Here is a 14,092-nt window from a genome sequence, read left to right on the forward strand (position 1 = left end):
ACTAGAATTCAATACATCGTTAGGAGTAAATCATGGGTTCATTTTCTATTTGGCACTGGTTGATCGTTTTGCTGATCGTGGTCATGGTGTTCGGCACCAAGAAGCTCAAGAACATCGGTTCTGACCTGGGCGGCGCGGTCAAGGGCTTCAAGGACGGCATGAAGGACGGCGCAGCCTCGGCCGACGACAAGCCCGTTGCCCCCGCACAGCAAGTAGCCAACGCCTCTGAAAAAACCACGATCGACGTGGAAGCCAAGCAAAAACACTGAGCGATAGCACTGCGTGATTGATCTCGGCATATCGAAGATGGCGCTGATCGGCGCGGTGGCGTTGATCGTCATCGGGCCGGAGAAGCTGCCCAAAGTGGCCCGCACGGTGGGCGCCTTGCTCGGCAAGGCGCAGCGCTATGTGGCCGACGTGAAGGCCGAGGTGAGTCGTTCCATGGAGCTCGACGAGCTCAAGAAGATGCGCGAAACGGTGGAGGGAGCGGCCCGCGACGTGGAAAACTCCATCCAGACGCAGGCCAGCGATTTCGAGAAATCGTGGTCTGACGCCACCGACGCCGCGCTGGAGCCCCAAGCCCCCCAATACAAGCACCCGAACAAGAACTGGCGCCTTAAGCAAGGCGCCATGCCCCAGTGGTACAAGGCGCGCGCTGGCGTGCGTACCCGGGCGCAGTCGGGCGCAGCCCGCGTGGCACGGTTCCGTCCGCCCCGCGTGCGCTGACCGGCACCAACACTTTTCCCCATGGCATCAGACAACAATCCGCAAGACGAGCTTGCCGGCACCGAGCAGCCCTTTGTGCAGCATTTGATGGAGCTGCGCGACCGGTTGGTCAAGGCCGCTATCGCCGTGGGCGTGGCGCTGGCCGTGCTGGCGATCTTCCCTGGCCCCGCCGCGCTGTACGACATCCTGGCCGCACCGCTGGTGGCCTCGCTGCCCGCGGGCGGCAAGCTGATCGCCACCTCGGTGATCTCACCGTTTCTGGTGCCGCTGAAGATCATGCTGATGACGGCATTTTTGCTGGCGCTGCCGGTGGTGCTGTGGCAGGTGTGGGCCTTTGTGGCGCCGGGCCTGTACAGCCACGAGAAAAAGCTGGTGCTGCCCCTGGTGATCTCCAGCACGCTGCTGTTCTTCATCGGCGTGGCGTTTTGCTACTTCTTTGTGTTCGGCCAGGTGTTCAAGTTCATCCAGAGCTTTGCGCCCAAAAGCATTTCGGCCACGCCTGATATCGAGTCCTACCTGGACTTCGTGCTCTCCATGTTCCTGGCCTTTGGCTTGGCGTTTGAGGTGCCCATCGTGGTGATCGTGCTGGCGCGCATGGGGCTGGTCAGCATCGAGAAGCTCAAGGGCTTTCGCAGCTACTTCATCGTGGTGGCCTTTGTGGCCGCCGCCATCGTCACGCCGCCCGATGTGGTGTCGCAGCTGGCGTTGGCGATTCCCATGTGCATCTTGTACGAGATTGGCATCTGGGCCGCACAGATTTTCATCAAGCACACCCAGGCGCCGCCTGAAGAGGCGCCCACCCCGGGTTCTTAAAACTTTTAGGCCGCTAGCCCCCGTAGATATTGCGCGACTAGCTCCTGAATCCATAGCAAAAAGGCGACCCTGGGGTCGCCTTTTTGCATGGGGCTTGCACCGTCTAGTGGGGCGCCGCCTTGGGCTTCGGCCGCACGCCGGGGGTCACGTTCAGCTGCACCTTCTGGTTCTTGCGCTCGATGGTGAAGGCCGCTGCCGTGCCGGGCTTGAGCGACGCCACCACCGACAGCAGCTGCGTCACGTCGGCAATCGGCCGGTCGGCAATGCTCACGATCACGTCGCCGGGGCGCACACCGGCCTGGGCGGCGGGGCCGTTTTGCAGCACGCCGGTGATGATCACGCCCTCTTTGGTCTTCACGTCAAAGGTCTCGGCCAGCTCGGGCGACAGGTCGTTGGGCTCCACGCCAATCCAGCCGCGCGTGACCTGGCCGTCTTTCACAATGCCGTCCAGGACCTGCTTGGCCGTGGTCACGGGAATGGCAAAGCCAATGCCCATGCTACCGCCCGAGCGCGAGTAGATGGCGGTGTTGATGCCCAGCAGGTGGCCATTGGTGTCCACCAGCGCGCCGCCCGAGTTGCCGGGGTTGATGGCCGCATCGGTCTGGATGAAGTTCTCAAAGGTGTTGATGCCCAGCTGGTTGCGGCCCAGCGCGCTGACGATGCCGCTGGTCACGGTCTGGCCCACGCCAAACGGGTTGCCAATGGCCAGCACCTGGTCACCGACCTGCAGGTTGTCGGAGTTGCCCAGCACCATGGTGGGCAGCTTGTCGAGGTCGATCTTCACCACGGCGAGGTCGCTGTCGGGGTCGGTGCCAATCACCTTGCCCTTGGTGTGGCGGCCGTCGTTCAAAAACACCTCGATCTCGTCGGCGTCTTCCACCACGTGGTTGTTGGTCAGGATGTAGCCGCTGGCGCTGACGATCACGCCGCTGCCCAGGCCGCCCTGGGCTTCGCTGCCCTGGTCGCCATAAAAGAACTTGAACCAGGGGTCGTTGGCATTGGGGTTCTTGGCCGCGGCCTTGCTGGTGTTGATGCTGACCACCGCGGCCGAGGCCTTTTGCGCGGCCAGGCGGAAGCTGCCGGGTGGCACTTCACCCGGCGCCAGGGCGGGCGCTTCCAGCAGCGCAACCACGCCACCCACGCTGGGCGTGTGGCCCAGCCATTGCGGCTTGAGCGTGGCCACCACAAAATAGGCTGCCAGCAGCACCGTGGCGGTTTGGGAGAACAGCAACCAGAGACGTTTCATCGGTAAATCCAGCATTTGCAGCGCACAGGCGCGCCGCACCGGGCAAATTGTAGGCGGCAAGCACCCCCGCGTTACAGTGGGGCTGCCACATATGCCACTGCCCACCCACACCATCCACATCCATACCGAAGCCCCGCGCAAGCCCGCACTGGGCGCGGCCTGCAACGGCTGTGGCGTGTGCTGTCTGGTCGAACCGTGTCCGCTGGGCATGTTGCTCTCGCGCAAGCGCCACGGTGCGTGCGACGCGTTGCGTTGGAGCGAGGCCGAAGCCGCATACCGCTGCGGCGCCATCACTGCGCCCGCGGCGGTGGTGCAGGCGGCGCTGCCCTGGGCCGGGCGCCGCGGCCTGTGCTGGGTGCAGGCGCTGGCCACGGCCGTGCTGCACCGTGCCGCACGCCGCTGGGTAGCCGCCGGGCAGGGCTGCGACAGCACGCTGCAGCCCGAATCGTCCCCGACAATCACCCCATGACCGACCGCACCACCTTGCTCACCACGCTGGACGCGCTGCTGCAGCCCGAGCGTTTCAAAGACTACGGCCCCAACGGCCTGCAAGTGGAGGGCCGCACCGAGGTGCACACCCTGGTGTCGGGCGTTACGGCCAGCCTGGCGCTGATCGAGGCAGCCATTGCCGCCAACGCCGATGCCATCTTGGTGCACCATGGCCTGTTCTGGCGCGGCTACGACGGCCGCGTGACCGGCTGGATGCGCCAGCGCCTGGGTCTGCTGCTGGCGCACAACATCAACCTGTTGGCCTACCACTTGCCGCTGGACGCCCACCCTGAGCTGGGCAACAACGCGCAGCTAGGCAGGGTGCTGGGGCTGGTGGCGGACGCACGTTTTGGCGAGCAGCAGCTAGGCTTTCTGGGCGCTGCGCCCGCAGCCCTGAGTACGGCCCAGGCCCTGGCAGACCATGTGCAGGCCACACTGGGCCGTACCGTCACTCTGGTGCCCGGTGGCACGCAGCAACTGCGCCGCATCGCCTGGTGCACCGGCGGTGCCCAGGGCTACTTTGAAGCCGCGATTGCGGCTGGGGCCGACGCCTTTATCACCGGCGAGATTTCCGAACCCCAGGCCCACTACGCCCGCGAATGCGGCGTGGCCTACATCGCATGCGGCCACCATGCCAGCGAGCGCTATGGCGCGCCTGCGGTCGCCGCGCACGTAGCCGCCCAGCTGGGCATGGCCCATACCTTCATCGACATCGACAACCCTGCATGAGCGCCACTGTTCTTCCCCTCGCCCTGACGCTGGGCGATGCCGCCGGCATCGGCCCCGAAATCATTGCCCAGTCCTTCCTGCGCGAACCCGAGGCCTTGCAAGGCTGCTTTGTGGCCGGCGATGTGCAGACCATGCGCCGCGCGCTGGCCGTGGTGCAGGGCGCCGTGCCCCTGCCTGTGGTGCAGATCGCCACGCCCGCTGAGGTGGCGCAACTGCCGCCGCGTTGCCTGCCTGTGTTGCAGGTGGGCGAGACCTTGGCGCCTGTGGCCTGGGGGCAGGTGAGTGCCGCCGCCGGTGAATTTGCTGGGCGTTGTGTGTGGTGGGCAGCGGATGCCGCGCTGCGCGGCGACGTGGCCGCGTTGGTGACAGCGCCGCTGCACAAGGAGGCCCTATCTGCGGCCGGTGCCCCGTACGACGCCTACCCGGGCCACACGGAAATGCTGCAGGCCGCCGCCGCACGCCATGCCGGTGTGGCCGTGGACGCGATGCCCGTGCGCATGATGCTGGCCAATGACGAGCTGCGCACCGTGCTGGTCAGCATCCATGTCTCGCTGCGCGATGCGCTGGCCGCGGTGACCGTGGACAACGTGCTGGAAACCCTTCTGATCACCCATGCCGCGCTCTTGCGCACGCTGGGCCGCGCACCGCGAATTGCGGTGGCAGGCGTGAACCCGCACGCGGGTGAGGGCGGCCTGTTCGGCCGCGAGGAGCTGGACACGGTCATTCCGGCGGTGCAGGCCGCGCGGGCCCAGGGCTGCCAGGTGTTTGGCCCCTACGCGCCCGACACGGTGTTTATGCGCGCCCGCCACGCAGCGGGACATCCGGGCGAATTTGATGTGGTGGTGGCCATGTACCACGACCAGGGGCTGATCCCCGTGAAGTACCTGGGGGTGGAGCAGGGCGTCAACGTGACGCTGGGCCTGCCGCTGGTGCGCACCAGCCCGGACCACGGTACGGCGTTTGACATCGCCGGGACCGGTCGCGCGGACCCCTCCAGTCTGCTGGCCGCCATCCGCATGGCGCGCCAGCTCTGCTCCGGCTAACAATTTGCCGCTGGGCCGCCCTAAGGCAAATTAGCCCCCTTTGGGGGGCAGCGACCCGCGCAGCGGCGGAGCGTGGGGGCGTTATTTCTGCAAACTGTCGCGGATCTCGCGCAGCAGCAGCACGTCTTCGGGTGTCACCACGGCCGCGGGTTCGGCGGCCGGGGCTTCTTTCTTCAGGCGGTTGATCTGTTTGACCATCAGGAAGATGATGAAGGCCAGAATCGCAAAGTTCACCGCCACGGTGATGAAGTTGCCATAGGCAAACACGGGCACACCAGCCTTTTTCAGGCCCGCCAGGGTGGCCTCGGTACCCGGCGGCACGGCACCCAGCACCACAAACAGGCTGGAAAAGTCCAGCTTGCCAATCACGGCGCCCACCAGCGGCATGATCAGGTCGCCCACCACTGAATCCACAATCTTGCCAAACGCGCCACCAATGATCACACCCACGGCCAAGTCAATCACATTGCCCTTGACCGCGAAATCCTTGAATTCCTGAATCATTCCCATCGCTCGGCTCCATTGAGGTTGAAAGACCCGCAGTATTACCCACAAAAGTGGACCGCAAGCACGTGTCCGGACCAAACGTCTCGTTGAATGCCCCTACTGCCGTCAGCTACAATCCCGGCTTACCCTTACTAGCGATGTTCATTGAGGATTCTCATGAGTGAAACTCCTGTCGACAGCAAAAAGATCGACTCCAGCAAACGGACCTGGTTGATAGCTTCCAGCTGCGCCGGCGCAGTGGGCGGTGTTGCCACCGCCATTCCTTTTGTGAGCACTTTTCAGCCCTCCGAGCGCGCCAAAGCCGCCGGCGCCGCCGTGGAAGTGGACATCTCGGGCATCAAGCCCGGCGAAAAAATGACCGTCGAATGGCGCGGCAAACCTGTCTGGATCGTGCGCCGCACACCTGAACAGTTGGCCGCCCTCTCTGGCGCAGACGCCCAGTTGGCCGACCCCAAATCCGAGCGCAAGCCCAGCGAGCTGACCCCCGAGTACGCCCGCAACGAAGGCCGCTCCATCAAGCCCGAGTTTCTCGTGGCCGTGGGCATTTGCTCCCACCTGGGTTGCTCGCCATCGGACAAGTTCCAGGTCGGCCCCCAGCCTTCGCTGCCCGATGACTGGCACGGCGGCTTCCTCTGCCCCTGCCATGGTTCCACCTTCGACATGGCTGGCCGCGTGTTCAAGAACAAGCCCGCGCCCGACAACCTTGAAGTGCCACCGCACATGTACCTGTCCGACAGCCGTCTGCTGATCGGCGAAGACAAGAAAGCCTGAGGAACATAGACATGGCGACATTCAAGGACATCTCCCCTAATGCCTCGGCTGGCGAAAAGGTGACCAATTGGTTTGAAAACCGGTTCCCCACTGCTTTCGATGCCTACAAGGTGCACATGTCGGAGTACTACGCTCCGAAAAACTTCAACTTCTGGTACATCTTCGGCTCGCTGGCGCTGCTGGTGCTGGTGATCCAGATCGTGACCGGCATTTTCCTGGTCATGCACTACAAGCCCGATGCCGCGCTGGCATTCGGTTCGGTCGAATACATCATGCGTGACGTGCCATGGGGCTGGTTGATCCGCTACATGCACTCCACCGGCGCGTCCGCCTTCTTTGTGGTGGTTTACCTGCACATGTTCCGCGGCCTGCTGTACGGCAGCTACCGCAAGCCGCGTGAGCTGGTCTGGATCTTCGGTTGCGCCATCTTCTTGTGCCTGATGGCTGAAGCCTTCATGGGCTACCTGTTGCCTTGGGGCCAAATGTCCTACTGGGGCGCCCAGGTGATCGTGAACCTGTTTGCGGCTGTTCCTTTGGTCGGCCCTGATCTGGCTTTGCTGATCCGCGGTGACTATGTGGTGGGCGACGCTACGCTGAACCGCTTCTTCAGCTTCCACGTGATTGCCGTGCCTTTGGTCCTGTTGGGTCTGGTAGTGGCGCACTTGTTGGCGCTGCACGATGTGGGTTCCAACAACCCCGACGGTATCGAGATCAAGGGCCCCAACGCTCCCCGCGATGCGGCTGGCCACCCTCTGGATGGCGTGCCTTTTCACCCCTACTACACGGTGCATGACATCTTTGCGGTCAGCATGTTCCTGATGGTGTTCACCGCCATCATCTTCTTCGCACCCGAGGTGGGCGGCTACTTCCTGGAGTACAACAACTTCATCCCGGCCGATCCGCTCAAGACACCCGCGCACATTGCGCCCGTCTGGTACTTCACGCCGTTCTACTCCATGCTGCGTGCCATCACCAGCGAGATGATGTATGCACTGATCGCCAGTGTGCTGGGTGCTGCAGCCTTTGGCATCTTCAAGGTCAAGATGCCCACCATCTTCAAGGGCCTGATTGGTGGCGCGGCTGTGGTCGTGGCCGTGCTGATGCTCTCCATCGATGCCAAGTTCTGGGGCGTGGTGGTGATGGGTGGCGCTGTGATCATCCTGTTCTTCTTGCCTTGGCTGGACAACAGCCCGGTCAAGTCCATCCGCTACCGTCCTGACTGGCACAAGTACCTCTATGGTGCCTTCGTGTTCATGTTCGCCATTCTGGGTTACCTCGGTATCCAGGCACCTGGTGTGTGGGGCAGCCTGGCTGGTCAGGACGTCGCGCAGCGCGTGTCCCAGTTGTTCACTTTTGGCTACTTCGGCTTCTTCCTGCTGATGCCCTGGTGGAGCGCGCTGGGTGAAGCCAAGCCCGTGCCATCCCGCGTCACCTACGTTGCCCACTGAGCGCCGGAGAAAAGACAGATGAAAAAAGTATTGATGACACTTGCCATGGCGCTCGGCCTGGTTGCTGGTGCCCAAGCCAACACCGGCGGTATCGCCTGGGACAAGGCCCCGGTCAAGACCAATGACATGGTCTCGCTGCAAAACGGTGCCAAGCTGTTTGTGAACTACTGCCTGAACTGCCACTCGGCCGCGTTCATGCGCTTCAACCGCTTGAAAGACATCGGCCTGACCGACCAGCAGATCAAGGACAACCTGCTGTTCACGACCGAAAAAGTCGGTGAAACCATGAAGGCAGCCATCGACCCTCGCCAAGCCAAGGAATGGTTCGGTGCCAATCCACCTGACCTGACCGTGATCGCACGTTCACGTGCGGGTTCCAATGGCAGCGGTGCAGATTACCTCTACACCTACCTGCGCACCTACTACCCCGATGACACCAAGGCCACCGGCTGGAACAACCTGGCATTCCCTAGCGTTGCCATGCCACACGCCTTGTGGGAATTGCAGGGCAAGCGTGAACCCCAGTACGAGACCGTGGAACAACACGGCCACGAAGTACATGTGTTCACGGGCTGGAAGCAAATCACCCCAGGCACGATGACGTCTGTTCAATATGACCAAGCCGTGGGCGATCTGGTGAACTACCTGCAGTGGATGGGCGAGCCTGCCCAGAACACCCGGGTGCGTGTGGGTGTGTGGGTGTTGTTGTTCTTGGCAGTGTTGACCCTGTTCGCGTGGCGTCTGAACGCAGCGTTCTGGAAAGACGTTAAGTAACTGCTGTTCGTACTGTCCCGCGGCTTCTAGGCTGCGCGTGATGGTGTCAGAGTGGGTTTGCCAAGGCGACCCACTCTTTTTCATTTTTTAGGAGTCTCTCGCCATGATGGTGCTGTATTCAGGAACAACCTGCCCCTTCTCCCACCGTTGCCGGTTTGTGCTGTTCGAGAAGGGCATGGACTTTGAGATTCGCGATGTGGACCTGTACAACAAGCCCGAAGACATCAGCGTCATGAACCCTTACGGGCAAGTGCCGATTTTGGTGGAACGGGACCTGATCTTGTATGAGTCCAACATCATCAACGAGTACATTGACGAGCGCTTCCCGCACCCTCAATTGATGCCCGGTGACCCCGTGGACCGTGCCCGTGTGCGTTTGTTCTTGTTGAACTTCGAAAAAGAGCTGTTCGTGCATGTGTCGACCCTGGAAGCCCGCGCCTCCAAGGGCAACGAAAAAGCGCTGGAAAAAGCCCGCGCCCACATCCGTGACCGCTTGACGCAACTGGCTCCCGTGTTCTTGAAGAACAAGTACATGCTGGGCGAAAACTTCTCCATGCTGGACGTGGCGATTGCCCCTCTGCTGTGGCGCCTGGACTACTACGGCATTGACCTCAGCAAGAACGCAGCGCCCCTGCTCAAGTACGCAGAGCGCATCTTCTCGCGCCCCGCCTACATTGAGGCGCTGACACCGTCTGAAAAGGTCATGCGCAAGTAACTCGGCGACTGCACTGCCATGATGGACGCCCAAGACACCAACTCCACCCGCCCGTACCTCATTCGTGCTCTGTATGAATGGTGCACGGACAACGGGTTAACGCCCTTCATTGCCGTTCAGGTGGACGACTCGGTGCGCGTTCCCCACGAATTCGTCAAGGATGGCGAGATCGTGTTGAACGTGAGCTTTGACGCCACCAGCGCGTTGAAGCTGGGCAATGAGTTCATTGAGTTCAAGGGCCGTTTTGGCGGTGTGGCGCGCGACATCCTGGTGCCAGTGCACAGGGTGCTGGCGATTTATGCACGCGAAAACGGGCAGGGCATGGCGTTCCCCGTGTCGGCATTGCCCGAAGCCACAGAAACCAAGGCTCCAGCCATTGAGCCCAAACCTTCGGCACTGGCGCCTGTGCCCGCTACGCCCGACGATGGCGGACCGGATACGCCGCGCCCCACAGGTGGCCGTCCCTCACTCACACGTGTGAAATAAGCGCCTTGCAGGCCAAACCTGCTCTGCGCGTGATGTAGAATCCAGCCCGTGCCGCTTTAGCTCAGTTGGTAGAGCAACCGCCTTGTAAGCGGTAGGTCGTCAGTTCGAATCCGACAAGCGGCACCATTCCCCCACCCGTTGCCATTCACCGCATGGCAGTCGGCGTCATTTGGATCTTTAACCGAATTGAGTTAACCTCCCACCCTTTGGAGCGCAAGTGCGCTTCCATTGCAGGGAGCAATTGCCGCACTTTGGCCGCAACCGCGTTGTTGTCCAGTAGCAGGCACCATACCGGGCCATCAATCGGCCCCGCTTTGATCGCCGGGCGCAGAGTGCGCGGAATCAAGGTTTCCAGGCTCTTCAGCCGGGCTGACGATTCCATGGCCATGTCGGCCAGGCGGGCCAGTGTGGGCGACTCTTGGGTCGCCTGCAACACCGTGACGGCGCGATGGTTTCGGATCATGCTTGGAAGAGAAAAGGTTTTGAATCAATGCAAGTGATTATCACGGACGCGTGGATGGCCAAGAGCCGGGCTTTCCACTTGAGTGGCGCCAAGCTGATTCTGTCTCTGCTAGGGCTGTCGTTTGTTCTGATGCTGGTTTCCGCGGGCCTATACCACTGGGTGTTTCTCAAAGGCGCACGTGAAGGTTGGCCCATTGTGGGCTCGCTGGTGCGCTTGGTGGTGAAAGACGAGTTTGCCCAGCGCGACCGCTACATGCGCGAAAATATCGAAGTGCTGGCCAAAAAACTGGGCGAAATGCAGGCCAAGATGCTGCAGCTCGAATCGCTGGGCGAGCGCGTGTCCGGTTTGGCCGGTGTGAACCCCGCCGACATCAAGATCAAACCAGGGCAGGGCGGGGCGTTGGTCAATGGCCGCGATCTGACTTTGCAGGAATTGGACGCTACCTTGGCCGATCTGGACTTGCTGGCGAACCAGCGTACTGACGTGATGACGGTGATCGAGTCACGTCTGTTCGAGCAAAAAATTAAGAAAATGATGGTGCCCACGCAGGCGCCAGTGCACGACGCCAACCTGGGCTCTACCTTCGGCTGGCGCATTGACCCGATCACCGGCCGGTCTGCGCTGCACACCGGTCTGGACTTCCCCTCCGAGCCTGGTACGCCGATCTACTCAGCGGCCGGCGGGGTGGTGGTCACGCAGGAATTTCACTCGCAGTACGGCAATATGGTCGAAATCGACCATGGCAACGACCTGATTACCCGTTATGCACACGCCTCCAAGGTGTTCGTCAAAAAGGGGGATTTGATCAAGCGCGGGCAGAAAATTGCCGAGGTGGGAACCACGGGCCGCTCCACCGGACCCCATCTGCATTTCGAGGTGTTGGTGCAAGGTGTTCCCCAGGATCCACAAAAATTCCTCAATGCCGGTCGCCATCTGCCGGCTACCCAAGTCGCGCAGTCTAAAGCGCCCGCCGCGCAACGCTAAAATCAGGGGTTTGGCTTTCCTGGTGCTGGGCAGCCCGCTACAGCGGTTGTCTTTTTCCGGAACGCCCCCATTTCACCCAGACTAGAAAAAGGACTGCGCTGTTCTGCGAACCCATGTTGGGGTCCAGGCCAGTCTTGCATTCATGGCCACCAATATCCTTACCAAAATCTTTGGCAGTCGCAATGACCGCTTGCTCAAGCAATACCGCTCCGTTGTGGCGCGGATCAACGCGCTGGAGCCGCAGTTCGAGCAGTTGACCGACGATGGTCTGCGCGCCAAGACCCAGGAGTTCAAGGACCGCATTGCCAAAGGTGAAACACTGGATTCCGTTTTGCCCGAAGCCTTTGCCGTCGTGCGCGAAGGCTCCAAGCGGGTGATGAAGATGCGTCACTTTGATGTACAGCTGCTGGGCGGCATGTCGCTGCACAACGGCAAAATTTCGGAAATGCGCACGGGTGAAGGCAAGACACTGACCGCCACGCTTCCCGTGTACCTCAATGCCCTCAGTGGCAAGGGTGTGCATGTGGTCACGGTAAATGACTACCTGGCCAACCGCGATGCGCAATGGATGGGCCGCCTCTATAACTTCCTGGGCCTGACCGTAGGTATCAACCTGCCCCAGGCGCCGCGGGAAGACAAGCAAGCCGCTTACCGTGCCGACATCACGTATGGCACCAACAACGAATACGGGTTTGACTACCTGCGCGACAACATGGTCTACGAGGTGGCAGACCGCGTGCAGCGAGGCCTGAACTACGCCATCGTCGATGAGGTGGACTCCATCCTGATCGACGAGGCTCGCACGCCCTTGATCATCAGCGGCCAGGCCGAAGACCACACCGACCTGTACATCGCCATCAACAAGGCCATCCCCAAGCTGGTGAAGCAAGAGGGTGAAGCTGACCCCCGCACGGGCGAAGGCGTGACCAAGCCAGGTGACTTCACACTCGACGAAAAAAGCCACCAGGTCTTTTTGACTGAACAGGGCCACGAGTCTGCCGAGCAGATCTTTGCCGAGTTGGGCCTGATTCCTGCGGGCTCGTCGCTGTACGACCCGGCCAACATCACGCTGATGCACCATATGTACGCGGCGTTGCGGGCCAACCACCTGTACCACCGCGACCAGCACTATGTGGTGCAAGAAGGTGAAATCGTCATCGTGGACGAGTTCACGGGCCGCCTGATGACGGGCCGCCGCTGGAGCGATGGCCTGCACCAGGCCGTGGAAGCCAAAGAAGGCGTGCAGATCCAGGCAGAGAACCAGACGCTGGCCTCTATTACCTTCCAGAACTATTTCCGCCTGTACGGCAAGCTCTCGGGCATGACTGGTACGGCCGATACCGAGGCCTACGAGTTCCAGGAAATCTACGGTCTGGAGACCGTGGTGATTCCTCCCAACCGCATCAGCCGCCGTGATGACCAGCTGGACCGCGTGTACAAGACGACGCGCGAAAAGTACGAAGCGGCCATCAAGGACATTCGCGAGTGTTACGAGCGCGGCCAACCCGTGCTGGTGGGCACCACGTCGATCGAAAACTCCGAAATCATTGCCCAGTTGCTCGAGAAGGAAAAGCTGCCGCACCAGGTGCTGAACGCCAAGCAGCATGCGCGCGAAGCGGACATCGTGGCTCAGGCCGGCCGCGCCAAGATGATCACCATTGCCACCAACATGGCCGGTCGGGGTACCGATATTGTGCTGGGTGGCAATATCGAAAAAGATATCCAGACGGTGGAAACCGACGAGAGTCTGGATGCTGCCGCCAAGGAAGAAAAAATCAAAGCTGTGCGCGCCCAGTGGACGCAGGACCATGAAGCCATCAAGGCCCTGGGCGGCTTGCGCATCATTGCGACTGAGCGCCATGAATCGCGCCGTATCGACAACCAGTTGCGTGGCCGTTCGGGCCGCCAGGGGGATCCTGGCTCTTCGCGGTTCTACCTGAGCCTGGACGATTCGCTGATGCGCATCTTCGCGGGCGATCGCGTGAAGTCCATCATGGACCGCCTGAAGATGCCCGATGGCGAGGCCATTGAAGCCGGTATCGTGACCCGCAGCATTGAGAGTGCGCAGCGCAAGGTGGAAGCGCGCAACTTTGACATGCGCAAACAGCTGTTGGAGTACGACGATGTGTCCAACGACCAGCGCAAGGTGATCTACCAGCAGCGCAATGCGATTCTGGATGCACAGGACTTGACCGCACAAATTACCTCGCTGCGTGAAGGCGCCATTGAAGATTTGGTGCGCCAGTATGTGCCCGTCGAGTCTGTCGAAGAGCAGTGGGATGTGCCTGCCTTGGAAAAGTCCCTGGCAGACGACTTCCAGCTGGCGCTGGACCTGCAGAAGAAGGTGTCCGAAGCCAGCTCCATCGCCGACGAAGACGTGGTTGCCACCGTGGTAGAGGCCGCCAATGCGGCGTTCCAGGTCAAGATCGACCTGGTGGGCGCCGACAACTTCACGCAGTTTGAACGCATGGTGTTGCTGCAAAGCATTGACAGCCATTGGCGTGACCACCTAAGCGCGCTGGATTACCTGCGCCAGGGTATCCATCTGCGTGGCTACGCCCAAAAGCAGCCCAAGCAAGAGTACAAGCGCGAAGCGTTCGAGCTGTTCGGCCAGTTGCTGGATTCAGTGAAGCACGAAGTCACCAAGGTGCTGATGACGGTGAAGATCCAGTCCAATGAACAACTGGAGCAAGCCGCCGATGCCATGGAAGCCCGTGGCGAGAGCATTGCCAACGTAACCTACAGCGCACCTACCGAAACCGGCGAGGTGGAAACCACGGTGGACAACACGACTGTGAAGCCGAGCGCTGGCGATGTGCCACGCGTGGGCCGCAACGACGCTTGCCCTTGCGGCAGCGGAAAAAAATACAAGCACTGCCACGGCCAACTGACCTGAGA

General features: G+C 61.4%; 16 protein-coding genes and 1 tRNA gene. 14 read left to right on the top strand and 3 right to left on the bottom strand.

Translation table 11 applies throughout. The features are described 5' to 3' along the window. Positions 1–32 precede the first annotated feature (32 nt). The 3 genes from tatA to tatC are packed head-to-tail and all read left to right on the top strand — an operon-like array spanning position 33 to position 1,539. Entirely contained in the window at positions 33–269 is a 237-nt protein-coding gene (tatA, locus tag AC097R_RS06655) for a Sec-independent protein translocase subunit TatA (protein WP_479596903.1), read from the top strand. Between the two features lie 13 nt (positions 270–282). Then, the gene (gene tatB / locus AC097R_RS06660) at positions 283–726 is read left to right on the top strand and encodes a Sec-independent protein translocase protein TatB (RefSeq protein WP_310339894.1); all 444 of its coding nucleotides are present in this window, start codon (positions 283–285) and stop codon (positions 724–726) included. Between the two features lie 21 nt (positions 727–747). Further along, on the top strand, positions 748–1,539 hold the full coding sequence (gene tatC / locus AC097R_RS06665; protein ID WP_310339892.1) for a twin-arginine translocase subunit TatC: 792 nt from the start codon (positions 748–750) through the stop codon (positions 1,537–1,539). Between the two features lie 103 nt (positions 1,540–1,642). Here the strand turns inward: tatC and AC097R_RS06670 are convergent, their stop codons facing one another. Beyond that, a complete protein-coding gene (locus tag AC097R_RS06670; protein WP_479596906.1) occupies positions 1,643–2,785 on the bottom strand; it encodes a S1C family serine protease in 1,143 nt (380 codons plus the stop codon). Positions 2,786–2,876: 91 nt separating this feature from the next. On the opposite strand from AC097R_RS06670, the gene AC097R_RS06675 reads away from it, so the two are divergent. From AC097R_RS06675 to pdxA, 3 genes are read left to right on the top strand one after another with little or no spacing between them, the layout of a single operon-like run. Then, positions 2,877–3,254, top strand: a complete 378-nt coding sequence (locus tag AC097R_RS06675; protein ID WP_479596908.1) for a hypothetical protein — start codon at positions 2,877–2,879, stop codon at positions 3,252–3,254. After that, a complete protein-coding gene (locus AC097R_RS06680; RefSeq protein ID WP_479596910.1) occupies positions 3,251–4,003 on the top strand; it encodes a Nif3-like dinuclear metal center hexameric protein in 753 nt (250 codons plus the stop codon). Before AC097R_RS06675 ends, AC097R_RS06680 begins: the two co-directional genes overlap by 4 nt. Continuing rightward, on the top strand, positions 4,000–5,046 hold the full coding sequence (pdxA, locus tag AC097R_RS06685) for a 4-hydroxythreonine-4-phosphate dehydrogenase PdxA (RefSeq protein WP_479596912.1): 1,047 nt from the start codon (positions 4,000–4,002) through the stop codon (positions 5,044–5,046). The genes AC097R_RS06680 and pdxA overlap by 4 nt, the downstream gene beginning before the upstream one ends. An 81-nt stretch (positions 5,047–5,127) precedes the next feature. Here pdxA and mscL read toward each other — a convergent pair whose 3' ends face one another. Further along, a complete protein-coding gene (mscL, locus tag AC097R_RS06690) occupies positions 5,128–5,556 on the bottom strand; it encodes a large conductance mechanosensitive channel protein MscL (protein ID WP_479596915.1) in 429 nt (142 codons plus the stop codon). Between the two features lie 153 nt (positions 5,557–5,709). Here mscL and petA point away from each other — a divergent pair, with 153 nt between their 5' ends. The 6 genes from petA (at position 5,710) to AC097R_RS06720 (ending at position 9,873) form a co-directional block, all read left to right on the top strand. Beyond that, a complete protein-coding gene (gene petA, locus AC097R_RS06695; RefSeq protein ID WP_477889737.1) occupies positions 5,710–6,324 on the top strand; it encodes a ubiquinol-cytochrome c reductase iron-sulfur subunit in 615 nt (204 codons plus the stop codon). Positions 6,325–6,335: 11 nt separating this feature from the next. After that, positions 6,336–7,772 (top strand): cytochrome b, encoded by a 1,437-nt coding sequence (locus AC097R_RS06700; protein WP_479596918.1) that lies wholly within the window; start codon positions 6,336–6,338, stop codon positions 7,770–7,772. Positions 7,773–7,790: 18 nt separating this feature from the next. Next, positions 7,791–8,546 (top strand): cytochrome c1, encoded by a 756-nt coding sequence (locus AC097R_RS06705; protein ID WP_479596922.1) that lies wholly within the window; start codon positions 7,791–7,793, stop codon positions 8,544–8,546. A gap of 103 nt (positions 8,547–8,649) precedes the next feature. After that, the gene (locus AC097R_RS06710; RefSeq protein WP_105262683.1) at positions 8,650–9,261 is read left to right on the top strand and encodes a glutathione S-transferase N-terminal domain-containing protein; all 612 of its coding nucleotides are present in this window, start codon (positions 8,650–8,652) and stop codon (positions 9,259–9,261) included. Between the two features lie 21 nt (positions 9,262–9,282). Continuing rightward, a complete protein-coding gene (locus AC097R_RS06715) occupies positions 9,283–9,747 on the top strand; it encodes a ClpXP protease specificity-enhancing factor (protein WP_479598102.1) in 465 nt (154 codons plus the stop codon). Between the two features lie 50 nt (positions 9,748–9,797). Further along, positions 9,798–9,873, top strand: a tRNA-Thr gene (locus AC097R_RS06720). A gap of 19 nt (positions 9,874–9,892) precedes the next feature. Here AC097R_RS06720 and AC097R_RS06725 read toward each other — a convergent pair. Next, the gene (locus AC097R_RS06725) at positions 9,893–10,210 is read right to left on the bottom strand and encodes a hypothetical protein (RefSeq protein ID WP_479596929.1); all 318 of its coding nucleotides are present in this window, start codon (positions 10,208–10,210) and stop codon (positions 9,893–9,895) included. A gap of 27 nt (positions 10,211–10,237) precedes the next feature. Between AC097R_RS06725 and AC097R_RS06730 the strand changes: the two genes are divergently transcribed. Both AC097R_RS06730 and secA read left to right on the top strand, forming a co-directional pair. Continuing rightward, positions 10,238–11,194, top strand: a complete 957-nt coding sequence (locus AC097R_RS06730) for a M23 family metallopeptidase (RefSeq protein ID WP_479596932.1) — start codon at positions 10,238–10,240, stop codon at positions 11,192–11,194. A 142-nt stretch (positions 11,195–11,336) separates the two neighbouring features. After that, positions 11,337–14,090: a preprotein translocase subunit SecA gene (gene secA, locus AC097R_RS06735; RefSeq protein WP_479596934.1), complete on the top strand. Its 2,754-nt coding sequence runs from the start codon at positions 11,337–11,339 to the stop codon at positions 14,088–14,090. Positions 14,091–14,092 lie beyond the last annotated feature (2 nt).

It is taken from the genome of Rhodoferax sp. ZS1R25, assembly GCF_056521335.1.

What these genes read in the sequence shown, in the direction of transcription:
- tatA (WP_479596903.1), top strand. Translation starts at nt 33, where the DNA reads ATGGGTTCATTTTCTATTTGGCACTGGTTGATCGTTTTGCTGATCGTG.
- tatC (WP_310339892.1), top strand. Translation starts at nt 748, where the DNA reads ATGGCATCAGACAACAATCCGCAAGACGAGCTTGCCGGCACCGAGCAG.
- AC097R_RS06670 (WP_479596906.1), bottom strand. Translation starts at nt 2,785, where the DNA reads ATGAAACGTCTCTGGTTGCTGTTCTCCCAAACCGCCACGGTGCTGCTG.
- AC097R_RS06675 (WP_479596908.1), top strand. Translation starts at nt 2,877, where the DNA reads ATGCCACTGCCCACCCACACCATCCACATCCATACCGAAGCCCCGCGC.
- AC097R_RS06680 (WP_479596910.1), top strand. Translation starts at nt 3,251, where the DNA reads ATGACCGACCGCACCACCTTGCTCACCACGCTGGACGCGCTGCTGCAG.
- pdxA (WP_479596912.1), top strand. Translation starts at nt 4,000, where the DNA reads ATGAGCGCCACTGTTCTTCCCCTCGCCCTGACGCTGGGCGATGCCGCC.
- mscL (WP_479596915.1), bottom strand. Translation starts at nt 5,556, where the DNA reads ATGGGAATGATTCAGGAATTCAAGGATTTCGCGGTCAAGGGCAATGTG.
- petA (WP_477889737.1), top strand. Translation starts at nt 5,710, where the DNA reads ATGAGTGAAACTCCTGTCGACAGCAAAAAGATCGACTCCAGCAAACGG.
- AC097R_RS06700 (WP_479596918.1), top strand. Translation starts at nt 6,336, where the DNA reads ATGGCGACATTCAAGGACATCTCCCCTAATGCCTCGGCTGGCGAAAAG.
- AC097R_RS06705 (WP_479596922.1), top strand. Translation starts at nt 7,791, where the DNA reads ATGAAAAAAGTATTGATGACACTTGCCATGGCGCTCGGCCTGGTTGCT.
- AC097R_RS06710 (WP_105262683.1), top strand. Translation starts at nt 8,650, where the DNA reads ATGATGGTGCTGTATTCAGGAACAACCTGCCCCTTCTCCCACCGTTGC.
- AC097R_RS06715 (WP_479598102.1), top strand. Translation starts at nt 9,283, where the DNA reads ATGGACGCCCAAGACACCAACTCCACCCGCCCGTACCTCATTCGTGCT.
- AC097R_RS06725 (WP_479596929.1), bottom strand. Translation starts at nt 10,210, where the DNA reads ATGATCCGAAACCATCGCGCCGTCACGGTGTTGCAGGCGACCCAAGAG.
- AC097R_RS06730 (WP_479596932.1), top strand. Translation starts at nt 10,238, where the DNA reads ATGCAAGTGATTATCACGGACGCGTGGATGGCCAAGAGCCGGGCTTTC.
- secA (WP_479596934.1), top strand. Translation starts at nt 11,337, where the DNA reads ATGGCCACCAATATCCTTACCAAAATCTTTGGCAGTCGCAATGACCGC.